This is a genomic window from Kribbella sp. C-35 (assembly GCF_046549195.1).
GTDB lineage: Bacteria > Actinomycetota > Actinomycetes > Propionibacteriales > Kribbellaceae > Kribbella.
This window is the reverse complement of record NZ_JAJPWG010000003.1, coordinates 579,603-592,465: the sequence shown is the minus strand read 5'-3', so window position 1 is coordinate 592,465 and position 12,863 is coordinate 579,603. Positions and strand designations below refer to the sequence as shown.

At 62.9% G+C, this 12,863-nt stretch carries 11 protein-coding genes and 1 pseudogene; 5 read left to right on the top strand and 7 right to left on the bottom strand.

Annotated elements, in window-relative coordinates; genetic code table 11:
• Positions 1-877 precede the first annotated feature (877 nt).
• From ACLJOO_RS22690 to ACLJOO_RS22670, 5 genes and pseudogenes are all read left to right on the top strand, one after another.
• Positions 878-2,116 (top strand): DNA cytosine methyltransferase, encoded by a 1,239-nt coding sequence (locus ACLJOO_RS22690; protein ID WP_410789279.1) that lies wholly within the window; start codon positions 878-880, stop codon positions 2,114-2,116.
• The gene (locus ACLJOO_RS22685; RefSeq protein ID WP_410789278.1) at positions 2,109-4,148 is read left to right on the top strand and encodes an AAA family ATPase; all 2,040 of its coding nucleotides are present in this window, start codon (positions 2,109-2,111) and stop codon (positions 4,146-4,148) included. Before ACLJOO_RS22690 ends, ACLJOO_RS22685 begins: the two co-directional genes overlap by 8 nt.
• A gap of 457 nt (positions 4,149-4,605) precedes the next feature.
• Positions 4,606-5,463: a hypothetical protein gene (locus tag ACLJOO_RS22680; RefSeq protein ID WP_410789277.1), complete on the top strand. Its 858-nt coding sequence runs from the start codon at positions 4,606-4,608 to the stop codon at positions 5,461-5,463.
• A complete protein-coding gene (locus tag ACLJOO_RS22675; protein WP_410789276.1) occupies positions 5,450-5,821 on the top strand; it encodes a very short patch repair endonuclease in 372 nt (123 codons plus the stop codon). Before ACLJOO_RS22680 ends, ACLJOO_RS22675 begins: the two co-directional genes overlap by 14 nt.
• Before the next feature lie 417 nt (positions 5,822-6,238).
• Positions 6,239-6,349: pseudogene (locus ACLJOO_RS22670) on the top strand (transposase); the annotation flags it as partial.
• A 436-nt stretch (positions 6,350-6,785) separates the two neighbouring features.
• Here ACLJOO_RS22670 and ACLJOO_RS22665 read toward each other — a convergent pair.
• From ACLJOO_RS22665 to ACLJOO_RS22635, 7 genes are all read right to left on the bottom strand, one after another.
• Positions 6,786-7,412, bottom strand: coding sequence for a hypothetical protein (locus ACLJOO_RS22665; protein ID WP_410789275.1), 627 nt, complete (start codon positions 7,410-7,412; stop codon positions 6,786-6,788).
• Positions 7,412-8,653 (bottom strand): hypothetical protein, encoded by a 1,242-nt coding sequence (locus ACLJOO_RS22660; RefSeq protein WP_410789274.1) that lies wholly within the window; start codon positions 8,651-8,653, stop codon positions 7,412-7,414. The genes ACLJOO_RS22665 and ACLJOO_RS22660 overlap by 1 nt, the downstream gene beginning before the upstream one ends.
• 507 nt (positions 8,654-9,160) lie before the next feature.
• Positions 9,161-9,370 carry a DUF397 domain-containing protein gene (locus ACLJOO_RS22655; protein WP_410789273.1) on the bottom strand — a complete coding sequence of 70 codons (210 nt, stop codon included), beginning with the start codon at positions 9,368-9,370 and terminating at the stop codon, positions 9,161-9,163.
• Between the two features lie 258 nt (positions 9,371-9,628).
• Positions 9,629-9,937, bottom strand: coding sequence for a hypothetical protein (locus ACLJOO_RS22650; protein WP_410789272.1), 309 nt, complete (start codon positions 9,935-9,937; stop codon positions 9,629-9,631).
• 1 nt (position 9,938) lies between these two features.
• Complete coding sequence (locus ACLJOO_RS22645) at positions 9,939-10,139, bottom strand: hypothetical protein (protein WP_410789271.1); 201 nt, start codon at positions 10,137-10,139, stop codon at positions 9,939-9,941.
• 282 nt (positions 10,140-10,421) lie between these two features.
• Complete coding sequence (locus tag ACLJOO_RS22640; protein WP_410789270.1) at positions 10,422-11,375, bottom strand: phosphotransferase family protein; 954 nt, start codon at positions 11,373-11,375, stop codon at positions 10,422-10,424.
• Between the two features lie 10 nt (positions 11,376-11,385).
• Complete coding sequence (locus ACLJOO_RS22635) at positions 11,386-12,774, bottom strand: hypothetical protein (protein ID WP_410789269.1); 1,389 nt, start codon at positions 12,772-12,774, stop codon at positions 11,386-11,388.
• Positions 12,775-12,863 lie beyond the last annotated feature (89 nt).

Below are 12,863 nucleotides of genomic sequence, written 5' to 3'. Positions count from 1 at the left end.
ACAAACGCCAAGTCAGATGCGGCAGACCCCGTGGGACTCGAACCCGCAACCCGCGGACTCTGGCAGAATACGTTCATCGTTTGTCATCGATGAGCAAATCTACCCGTGACCTGCGGATTCACACCACCGGACTTCGCATCGGCGACCGTGCACAGCCCTCGCCTCCTAGTGATTCCGCTGGGTAAAAGCGGACAGCTGACGACAGAAGCGAACCACCGGCGGGTCTGCAGACAGAATCGCCGCTGCTGCGGAGTCAGCGCTGCCAACGCAGCTCACATGGATCCGTCCTCCGGTCCGCCGTCGGACACCGACCTGCCCCACCAACTGCATCGCTCAGTTACGTGACGCCGATGCGCAGGCACTCCCCACTGAGAGCCCCGTGGCAGAGCACCTCATATTAATCCGATGGCAGAGAGACGCAGCTAACAACGCCCTTCAGCGCGCCGTCAGCAGCACGCCGCTCACTCTCCGTCACTGCCCGTTGTTCAGTCCCTCATGGGAGAGCCCACCCGACTCGGCGATGCGGCACTGTTGGGCGCTGTAAACAGCACACCAACGCGGGGCATGGCCAGGTCTGGCCTTGGAATGGCGCCGAACCAGATCTGGCGACTGGGCGCCCGTATGTTCAATCGCCCAGACCATCGAGTGGCTCGTTCGATCGCGGCGTGGTTCCTGGCCGGCCACTTACGCCCGTCGCCACGTGACCGAGCAGCCCATTCAGGATGCGGCGCGGTACGGGCTTGTCTCCTGGCAGCCTAGGCCAGTCCCGCTCGCGCCGGGGTGTCGGAGGCCTCCGCTAGGTTCACCTGTCAGAGAATAAGATCGACCGATCGGCCCTGGCCGAACAGGGCCAACGAGCGAAGGAGCATGCGTCAGCATGGCTGAACTCGACCTGACCAGTATCGACCTGTTTGCGGGTTGTGGTGGCCTATCCTTGGGCCTGCATAGGGCGGGTTGGGACGGTCTGTTCGCGATCGAGCGCGACCCCATGGCGTTCGACACACTGCACAGCAACCTTGTGGCCGACGGTGCTCCATACCTGGCCTACCAGAAGTGGCCATCTTGGGTCGACCGATCGCCCCATGACATCGACGCCTTCTTGAGTGAGCCTTCGAATCGACAGCGACTTCTCAACCTTCGGGGCAAGATCACGCTCGTCGCCGGAGGTCCCCCTTGTCAGGGCTTCTCAGTTGGCGGCGCGCGCAACGGAGCAGACGAGCGGAATCACCTGGTCCATCGACTCCTCGAGTTTGTCGAGTTGGTTCAGCCCAAGGTGACGCTGATCGAGAACGTTGAAGGAATCACTCGACCGTTCAAGTCCCGGCCGCGTGACGGCGCTCAGGTGTCTGTCGCTGCTGAGGTGGTCGAAGCCTTGGGGCAGCTTGGTTACAGCGCAGCATTCGGCATTGCCAATGCAAGCCACTTCGGCGTACCTCAAATCCGCAGGCGGGCGATTATTGTTGGAGTTCGATCAGAACTTGACATCTCCCCGTCCGACTTCTTTGAGCATCTCGAGAAAGTGCGCGAGCAACACCTCATGACGCACGGATTGCCTGTTGATCGACCGGTCACTGCCGCCGAAGCGATCGCAGATCTCCTGAATCAAGATGAGCGGATTGAATGCCCCGACTCACCCAAGTTCGACAGCTCTACTTACATCGATGCTGTCGGACCATACGCGACTGAAATGCGCCGAGGTATACCTTCGGGGGCTGTCCCGGATTCGCATCGGTATACGAAGCACGGGGAGCGAATTCTTCATCTCTATGAGCAGGCTCAGGAGACCCAGCCCAGGGGACGCCTCTCCAAGGAGTTCCTCCTGTCGATGGGAACAAAGAAGGATAAGAAGGTGGTGGTTGACCCAGACGCACCGGTGTCAACAATTACCACTCACCCCGATGAGTTCATTCACTATGTCGAACCACGCAATGTTACCGTCCGCGAGATGGCCCGCCTTCAGTCCTTCCCGGATGACTTCAGGTTCAAGGGGCGTTATACGATCAACGGTCCCCGCAGGAAGTTTGACGTCGCTAGGTGTTCGCAGGTCGGAAATGCCGTACCCCCATTGTTTGCTGAGGCCGTGGGTCGTGCACTGAAGGCGTTGCTTCATGCCTGATCACGGCGCGCCGGCCGATATCGCAGACTGGGATCCATCACCGGTTCGAGACCTCCTTATGTCCGGATCGGAGACGGAGACCGCAGCGCTATGGCCTGAGGCGCTTCCCGCCATTAGTGAGCTGTTCGACCCCGACGTCTGGGTTGCAAACCATACTGTCAACAAATATGGGGTTGGCGCTCACAGCAATCTGTACAATGTGGAGAGCCAGCGCGACTTCAAAGAATGGCTGCAGCGAAATGGAGTGACCGTCGAAGCGTACGCTGAGGCTGTTGGGACCATTCAGTATGTCAGCATCCAACTGCACTTATTGTCTCTCATGCCGCAAGCCAGGAGCAACCGGGGATGGCGCGTCCGGATCATGGGCTTTCCGTCGTTAAAGCTTGTCGCATGCGGCCTAGGCAGCAACTATCAAGGGACTCAGAATCACAATCAGATGGGGCGCGCGTCCGCGCTGATCCGCTCTCGAGCGCTTGAGATGCTGACAGGTGAGAATAAGCAGGAATTGGAACGTTGGCCATCTGCTACCTCAGCCGACTGGGAAGAACGCGGCCTGATGCCGGAACCAGTTACCCACATTAGGGATCTTGACATCTCAACCTTCGACGACGGTCAAGGCGCGAAGCTGAGAATGATCCGGAACACCACCGTAAAAAAGGAGATCGCGACATTCTTCGCGGTAAGGGGTGAGACCGCGGACAATTTCAGCCTGGTCGGTGGTGACTCTCTGGCCGCTCTGAGGGAGATTGCCAGCGAGCTTGGTCGCCGAGACGGAAGTATCAACCCCTTTGCTGACCTCGAGGATTTTGAGGCCATGCGTCTTGCGGCTCTTGATGGCGACGAGGCCTTCCAGCGATATCGGCGACGCGAGGCAGCTGCTACAAGACGGCATGTGGCGCGAACAGTCGAACTACAACTCGCTGCCCGGATTGAGCGGATGGTGGAGGTTGCAATCGCGTCTTCGCGCGCGGTGCTTTTGGTTGGCCCACCCGGGACGGGGAAGACAGAGATACTCGAGCAGGTCATCGACAAGATTGACCGAACCCCAGAGCATTTCGGCTTCTCCGGTGAGGGGGTTGATGCAGTCTGGGTCACGCCGGAGGAAGAGTGGACCTTCGAAAAACTAGTACTTGGTGAGACTGTCGTCGATGGCGAAATCCAAAGTGTAGAAGGCGACCTACTGCAGTCAATTCGTCTAAACCAGTGGCTAGTTTTGGATGAAACTAATCGGGCTGACATGGATCGTGTGCTGGGCGGTGTTCTGACTTGGTTATCTGGTAAGCGGGTCCGAGTAGGCGTCCGTCGCCTGCCGGGCAAGGATGCTGTCCCCGTCTACCTTGATTGGACCGATCAGCCCGAGAGCGAGATGCGAGAGGTGCGCACGCCGCCGTCGATCGAGTACGCCGCTGGGTCAGACTGGCGTGTGCTGGGTACGTACAATGCTGTAGACGCGCAACGCGTTTTTCGGATGGGGCAGGCATTGAGTCGACGCTTCAAGCATGCGCCGGTACCACCCGCATCTGCTGAAGACTTCCAACACATAGTCGCCGGCCACGTGAACACTGAGTCTCTCCTGGACTGGTTTCAAGACCGGGTCACCCGGCTCTACTCTGCCCATCTCGAGGTTGCTGACACACACTTAGGCGCAGGGCTCTTTGTGGACATTCCGGCATACATAGAGCACGGGTTGCGCATGGCCGGACCGCCGGAGGGCGAGGATGCCAATGATTCCGCCGTTATCGCAGCGGTTGGCGAACGGGACGATACGGCTGAGACTGACGCTGCGCTTGACTATGTTGAAGGACTGCCGTCCTCAGGGGACCGGGACCAGATCTTGAGTCCGGAGGATTCACAAGCTGTCCTGCTAGAGGAACTTCTTGCAGAGGCGTACGTCCTATCTGCCGGAAATATGGTCGCTAAGTACGAACCAGATATTCTGGATGACCTTGGCAGAAGCATTGTGAGGATGAAAGCGCTGACACCAGAGAATTGGCGGTGGGTCAGAGATAATCTTCATGCGATGCGGGCCTGAGATGACCGAACCGACCGGGCCTGCGGTGCACGAAGAGGGCCTATTGCGAGTGTTGTCCGAGTGGTCGGGCGTCGGGAACCTATATCGCGCTGTCGCTACGGTGGCTCCTGACATAGTCAATCGCGAGTGGTCCTCGAACGACATTCAGCGCAGGGCTATGCGGATCCTGCTACTCGAGTGCACCCCGATTCTCCGTCGATGGCCACGATCGGCGAGGGCCTGGCAGGACCACCTGCCAACTCTATCGATGCGACGTCGCTTTTGGTCCGACACTCCTCAGACACGTGTCGACTGGCCCCGGACGCGGCTGAAAGGCTGGCCGCCAGCCAGCTTCGCCATACGGCGACGACATCGTTCAACAGACCAGGTGACCCTTAGCGTCCTTGCGTGGACACTTACCCGTCTTAAGGAGGCCTTTGACGCCTCGAGCACTTTGGTCGGGCCATACGCGGAGGACGTGCAGGCTCTGGCCACGGACGTCGAGCACGTCCTTGTCCAGGCTCTGCCGATCCTGGATTTACTCGATGAGTCTGACGAGACGACGCCAGCAAAGGACGACGTACGCGCAGTCCGTTCCGCAGGCTGGCCGTGGAGCGTGGTCGCTGAGGTTGCAGGTGTCTTCTCCGCGATAGAGCGCGGAGGCGCCGAGGCCATGGCGCGACGTCTCTTGCGTCCTGACGGATTCCCTGAGGCACTGTTTCAGCTAAGTGTGCTCGGCGCGGTTCTGCTAGCCAGTGAGAAGCTCGGGGCTCGGATTACTAGCTTGCGTCCGATCGGATACATGACGGATGGGCCTGTCTACACGATCGATCTGCAAGGTCGCGGTTCCTGGGACTTATGGTGCGAGGCTGCGAACTGCTGGGCAATATACGATGTCGTCGATCACTATAAGGAGTTCGCGGCTAGCCTAACCATGTCTGACGGGCGTCCGTTCCGGGCCCGAAATATCAGACCTGATGTGGTGCTGGCTCAACGTGGCCATCGTGCGTTGGTGCTCGAGTGCAAGTTCCCGAGCGAGAGCCTCGACCCCGGCTACGTTGCACATGGGCTCTACCAAGCGGTCTTCTATGCGCATCAGCTCATGCCAGCTTTCCAGAGTGTCAGCGGGTTCGCCGTTGGGCCAGGTGTCCTGGTGCCGGGACGACGGGATCATATTCTGGGGGAGGTCCGGGTTGGAGTCGTGGGACCCTCCGATCTTGAGAGCCTTGTGTCAGAGCTGATGTTCACGGAAGGGGAGCGCGCTCGTGCCGATCTCAGTGCCGAAGAGTCCACCGGGAACCTCACCTGGCCGTTCCCGCACGATGGCGGCGATTAGGCGAACAGACACCTCACCTGAACGAGCAATCCGTTCCGAGTTGCATCGTCGGGGCCTGCGTTTCCGGAAGGACCTTCGTCTGGACCTAGGAGCGGCCAAGCCTCGCCCTGACCTCGTGTTCATCGGTAGCCGGGTCGCTGTGTTCGTAGATGGCTGCTTCTGGCACTGCTGCCCGGATCACGGTCGTTCACCAGGGCGGAATACGGATTATTGGACCCCGAAACTGGCCCGCAACCGCGAGCGTGACCAGATGAACACTGCGAGCCTGCAGGAAGTGGGCTGGATAGTGGTGCGTGTCTGGGAGCACGAGGACTTGCTTGAAGTTGCCGATCGAATCGAGCGGTTGGTCCGCGATTGATGGCGACTCGCACCACACCCACGCGCCTGAAGTATGCGTGTCAGCGAACGGGCAGTCCTACTGCATCGCCCCGATAGCTGCTGACCTCAGGTACGCGTCAAGGGCCGGAGATCCCGACGGGACGCCGTGGGCGCCTTGACGCGCACCGTGGCGGGCAGTCCCTCCATGATTGCTAGCGGGGCGATGCGGAGCTCCGGGCAGGCCGGCGCATGGATCAGCCAGTGGGCAGCGAGTAGCCGGCCACTTCGGCGATACCACATGGGTAGTTGCCGGAAGACATGCGCGATGAACTGAGCGGGCATCGACTGATCTCCAGCTTCATCGCTGGCGCCCCTGTCCTGCGGCCGCTCGTCGACGGCGCCCCGCGACGGCGGTTCGTCTTCCACCGAACTCGTCTTATCACAAGCCCGCGCGGGCTTGTCCGGCTCCGGTGTCAACGGCGATGGTCACCGCGAGGTCCTGGGACTGCGGGTGGCTACATCGGAGACGGGGCCGGCCTGGAACGAGTTCTTCGCCGACCTCGTCGCCACCTTGGACGCCCCGGACGAGGACTGCCGGATCAAGGCCGAGGAATCCCTACGCAGGCAGCTGCCCAACGCGCCCAGCGAGCAGCCGAGTCAACACAGCCACCAACACGAGGCGCGGAATGACGCGGAGCCTCTCGTCCGAAGGATCGAACACCACGGCCAGATCGAAGAATGGCCATCGCCCGGGAACGCCCAGCGCATCAGCCCAGACCGCCATCCGCCGCAAGTACTCAACCGCCAACCGCCCGCGCGACGAAACGTGGAGGTCCTCAGCCTCGTCAATCGTCCTTCGCGGCCGCCGTTGACAGCGCTAGCTGCGCCAGCAGTCGCTCACACGAGACCAAATCGGTCAAAGCGCCGATCCCTCCTCTTTCGCCGATACCATGCGCCGACCTCCGCACGGATGACTGCACAGCCGGACCACGCGCGCATGTCGATCAAGAGTCAATTGACGGTTGCTCGGCCTCCTCACCGGCGTGCAATGTGGGCTCTTGCTCCGCACGTTTGGCCGCTCGGCGTGCGCGTGACTTCTCGACCCTGATCCGTTCGTTCTCATCGACCTCGTCCAAGGTGGCGGCGTCGATCGGGAACGGCGGCTGAGCGAGACGTTCGGTGATGCCGAGATATGGAACCGAGGCTGCGAGGAGCTCGATCGATCCGTGGCCGGGATAGATCTCGCCGCCGCGCTCGAACACCTGCACCATCGGCTCATACGGATCCTCGAACTCAGGAAACCGCTCCTTCGGACGCTCACCCAAAGAAGCCCACCTGAACATGTCGGTAAGCACCTGTTCCGTCCGAGTTCCGAGCTCACGCCCGACCCCAGCCTCCAGGCGCAGTAGCCAGCCTGCGTCAGTCTCGACCGATGGATCGAACACAACCGCCAACTCGAAGAACGGCCACTGCCTCGGCACACCAAGCACCTCGGCCCAGATCGCCATCCGCCGCAAATACTCCTGCGCAAGCAGACCTCGCGATCTGGAGTGCCGTTCCTCGGCCTCATGGTTGTCCCAGCTCGCCGCCGTAAGACGCATCAAGAGCCGCTCGCACGCTCCTGTATCCATCACAATCCCAGCCCTTCCTTCGCCACACGTACCACCTCGTCAAGATTCGACAGGTCTTCCGCGACCCGAAGGTCGCCCCTCGGTATGTCCAACGACGAGTCCCAAAGAATCAGTAAATCCATCCTCGATGACCGCGCACTCAATGGTGCCGTGTTGTGCGCCGACGGGTAATCAGAGGTGGCCAGTGGCGTCCCCGATTGGTCCCAGGCTCTAGGATCTGGCGACCGATACGGCAGTCCGGCCGCCATGAGCCTTGACTCGACGTACTCGTGCGCCAGCAACGACCAGAACTCCACTCGATTCTTGTCAGTCAACTCCGCACCGGACGCGACTCGCTCCCAGAGATCGCCGTACAACGCGTCCGGGGTGAAGTAGCCGTGCCTGATTTCGCCCGGGCGAACTGCCACGTCGTGCTGGCGCTGGAAGAGGTGTTGTTTTGCCTCCTCAATGACCTCACGCGGCATCCCGCTGTGATCCGCGAGCGCGTCGACGTCGTCAGCTTCCCGGATTCGGCGGTACTGGTCCATCTCCTCCGGGGTGGCATCGTCGACGAACTCGTGCTCCAGCTCGGCGACCTCGTCGACGCCGGCAACAGACCCCGGTTCGGAATCGATGCCAGCAGCAACGTCATCGGTTTCGAGCAAGTCGCTGCCACCGGCCGGAACGCTATCGACGGCGAGCTTCTGATCCTTGGCTGCGGCAGCCTCGATGTCGGTGGACGGTTGGTCAGGCGAGCTGGCAGCGGGCTGATCGCCGGTTTCGTTGGCCAGACGTGACGTCGACGTGGTGCCGTCGTCTGCCGTCAACGCGACGCTCGCTACGTCGTCAGGCAGTTCCGCCTCTGACGTTCGCTCGTCAGCACCATGCGACTCAACCAGACTGGGAGGATCTGCGTCGTGGGAGGTGGACTCGGCTTCTTGAGCGGGCGGGCTGATGTACTGGAGGCGTGCCAAGGTGTCGTCGTGAAGCATGTGGGCCCGAAGCTCTGGCGAGTAGGAGGCGAACGGGTCCTCCGGCTCGGGTCGATCATCGACCGGCGTCGCCGCCGGGGCCGAGGGAGGATCGACCGGTCGTCGCTCGGTCGACTCGTCATCGCTCCGCTCGGTTGACGACCACTTGGAGTACCCCGGCCAGTACATCTCATCGAGACGTTGCTCGAGCTTTTCGCGAGCGGTCAGTGGGTGTGAGGATCGACGGTCCGCGGTCTCGCCTTCAATTGAGTCGGCCTCGGATGCCTGCACTTCCCTCAGCCGAGGGTCAGCGGACGCCCGCGCGTCCTCTTGTCTGCTTTCCGACGCCCGGGACACGACAGTAGAGGAGTTCGGGGCGGTCGAGTCATCGCGTTGCTCAGCCGATGCCCCGCGAGCATTGCCCGACAGGTTGACGTCATCGAGGCGCTGCTCGGACTTCTCGCGAGCAGTAGACGGACGCCGGGCCTCATGATGTGCAGCGTCGTGGCGATCCGGAGTCGGAGCATCTCTACGGCTTACCTGCTGATCACGCACGCCGCCGTCGGACTGCCGAGGCGTCTCGTTCTCAGGACGCCCGGTTTTGCCTGCCTGATCCCCTGGCCTGGTGCCCTTGCTCGGGTCGTCGCCGCCACGACGACCTCTCAGCTCGGACACAGCCATCCCCTATCCACGCGAACGCAAACTCGAAGTAGCAGAACTATTACGAACAGTATCCGCCGTGAGGCCCACACGGGCAGTGATCGCTGGTGCGGATTGATAAGCCGCGCGATTGAGCGATCAGGCACGAGCGTCGAACTCTCCTGCCTTCATGCCTTCTGTGAATGCCGCCCACTCGCCGGCGGTGAAGCGCAGGATCTGGCCGCGACCCCGTTCCTTGCTGTCGCGGACCGCCGCACCGCCGTCCGGCATGAGCGCGACCTCGACGCAGTTGTTGCTGTTGTTGCTGCGGGTAGCCTTCCGCCAGACGGCGGTGGTGAGGTCGGTCATTTGCTTCCCTTTCGCTCGGAGCGGGTAGGCCAGCCAGGAACCCGGCTGACTCGGGGTTGGAACGGCTGGCTCCCGCAGGCCGTGTTCACGACGGGAGCCAGCCGGCTCAAGGTGGAGTCCTCGGTCCCGGGCTTGTGCACAGGGGCGTGCGGGGATCCCGGGACCGAGGAACTCCGGACAGTGGCGAGGCCGAGGCCTACCCGCGGTCGTGAGGTCGGCCGCAGGGAGGAGGCGTTGAGGAGCCTCGGCCTCGCCTGCTCAGGGCGAGTCGCGCGCGATTAGGAGTCGGACTCCGGCGTCCTCGAGTTCACGGCGGTACTGCGCTGCGATTGAATCGGCGGCAGTGATTGCGACCGCCGAGACGTCTCCTCGGCGCGCTGTTTCGATCAAGGCCTCGATCGCCGCCGGCTGGGAGTCGAGCGCCTCCATGTATATCGCCGTCATCTGTGAACCCGCGCGGTCTGCGAACCCGAGCAGCAGGTTGCGAGCTCGGTCCTGCTCGGTCGGCGTCATCAGGAAGGTCTCGACGAAGTAGCCGAGCATGGCCGGTCGGGCAGCGCCGGTCACCTCATTGCCCGCCGTCGATCCAGATCGGCCCGGACACGAGGTCGACCGTCACCGGCAGACCGAATCGCCTGGAAGATGCCGCGGCGTACCGCTCGGCCAAGTCGGGCCCGACCAAATAGTCGGCGATCACGTGATCGCCGAACCAGACCCGCACACGACGTTGCGGCATGGGATCGGCCAAAGGCTCGGGGACTGTCGTCACCCGCGGACCTCCTGCGCGATGTCACGGAGCATCACGGCGTACGCAGCCACCGCGATGCCGATGAGTGCGTACAGGACCGTCGTGTGCGCGTGCGTTAGGAGCCAACAGCCGATCATGAACATCCCCGTTCTCAGTCGAATGGGTCTCGGGCGAGGGCAGTGAGGCTGAAGCCCCAGCCCATGTAGGCGAATCGTTGCCTACATCACCGAGTTTCGACCGGCACACGCGGAGTTGTTCAGCCCAGCGTGGGGGTCTACGATGTACCCCCACCGCTGCGCCGCCTTACTGGTAGCGGTGCCAAGTAGCCGCATCGCCCGCGATCAGGCTGCGTAGCCGGTGAGCCAGCTCATCAGCGACGTCGGGCCGGCCGGGCAGCCCGCCGATCACGCTGGTGACAATCTGGAGCTCGCGGATCGACCGCAGGATCGGCCAAGTGGGCGAGGAGAGCAGGTCGAAGCCGTACGCCGCACGGAGGTCGTCGTACTGCTCACGCGGATCTCCGAACCGCTCCACGCCGTGGGCGGCCGGGACGAGGTCCCATTCAGGCGGGCCGATACTCACCGAGTCCAGATCGCAAAGCACAGATTGGCCGCGAGCGTCGGTGAGCAGGTTGCCGACGTGCGCATCACCGTGAATAACGGCCGTGGGCAGGAGCCACTCGGTCGACTCGGTAGCGGCCCGAACCGAGCGGACGCGGTCTCGCAGCCAGCCGACGAGATCGCTCAATGCGAGCCCGACTTGGTCTGATGCCCATGTCTGCAGGTAGTCCAGTTCGCCGTCCCGAGCTGCCGCAGCGGTCTCGAGGCGGGACTCCGCGCGGCTGATGGGATCCCATTGTGGGAGGGGGAATCCGAGATCGTGGAGCGAGTGGAATGCCAGCAGCGGACGGGCAAGTTCGGCATGCCGGTGACGTTGCCCGGGGATCTGCGGGAGGTACATCCAGGCGGTGGCGGCCCAACCTGAGGTCTCGATCGGCTCTTGCAGTCCGGGCGCCAGCCGGACGGTAGGCAGGTCTAGTTCAGCCAGCCGGTGGGCGATCTTGGTGACGCGGCGGACGGTGAGGCGATTGGCCACGGGAGCGACGCGGAGCACCAGGTTGGCGGCGGGGAGTTTGTAGACGGCGTTCATCGTGTAGCGGAGCAGTACGGCGCCTGCGGGGTCGATCCCTGCCGCGCTGGCGATGTCGCGCAGAGCAGTGTCGAGACGGTCGCGTTCGCCGCTGCTGAGAGTTGTCACGCCGTAGAAGCTAGCCGCTGATCAATGCACCAACACGCTCGAGGACCCCGCCCACCCCGTCGTGGGTTGTGTACGGACGAGCCAGGGACACCATCGCCTGCAACCGATCGGCGGCGCGAACCGAGTCAGTGGCCATGGCCATGTCGACAGCCTGATGCCCGGCCGCCGCCGCACGGTCTGGCTGTGCGTCGAGGACGTAGCCGGTGGCGATGCTGATCGCGTCAAACGTGCGGCTCCGCTCCTCCCCCGCGCCCCTCGTCGCGTACGAGCGCTCTGCATGTTCGATCGCGCGCGGCGCAAACCGGGTCCGATGCTCTGGGTGGGAGGCCAGGCAGGCGTAGATGACCCCCGAGATACCGTCCAGATCTGCAGGCGCAAGGAAGAATCGAGCCCACGACGGGACCGTGTCTTCGTCAATTCGCCCGAGTTCGTCTTGAGCACGTGCAAGTGAGTCTGAGACCCTGTCCGCGGCGCCAAGCATGGCGTAGGCCCAGGCTTCATTCGCGTGCAAGACAGCGACTGCTGCGAGATTTCCGCTGTCTTGCGCCACGATCTGCCCGAGCTGCCATAGCCGCAGCGCCTCTTGGGCCCGACCTTGGTGGATCGAGACGCGGCCAAGGCGGTAGAAACCACCAGCGATCAGAGCGAGTTCGTTGATCTCCCGCGCAAGGACAAGCCCAGCAGTTAGGTAGTGACGGGCCGCTCCGTGGTCCCCAAGGTCGTGACTTGCCCATCCGGCAACCTGGTACATGTCGGACAGTGCGGCCTTGAAGTCTGTCTCGGTTCGTTCCGTCTCGAACCGGCTGGCCAGCATGCCATTCGCCCATGCGAGGTAGCTGACCGCGGAGTCCCGGCAGGACCCGCCGCCATGGGCGGCATCGATCTGTCGGTGCTCGTCACGAACCACGCGGACCAGATCGACGTGGGCTGCAGTCACCCGCGATGGAACGCTGGTCGCGGTGGATTGCCTGGCGTCGACGTACCCATTCAGCTCGGCCGGGACCGGGCCAACGGCCAGGGCGGCGAGCGATCCGACGAACCCTGGCGCTGCGCCCGGGTCGCGCAATCTGCCATCCCTCTTGGCTTCACCGCTCCGCACATGAGACCCCACACCCAGCAGACCGCGGTCGATGCCAAACCCATCCGCGATACGCACCAGTACGTCGTACGACGTCACCACCTGCTTGCCCTGGGAAATACTCCGGACCCGGGTTTCCGCGAGACCGGACGCAGCAGCGAGCGCGCTCCTGCTGTAGCCGTGATCGCGCAGGAACAAGAACAGCGTCCGAATGTCCTGCTCAGCCAAGCAGTCACGCAGCAGCCGACCCGCGTGCACGCCCGAGGTCCACCATTGCGGATCTGGTCGTGCCACGTGCCGCGCGACGTGCTCTAGCTGCACTCTCGGGCCCTCCTGCTGCTTCGGTGCGGATACGATGAGCGAATCACTAGCTACCGTGGGTGGGATACCGGTTCTGGGGCCGAGAGTGG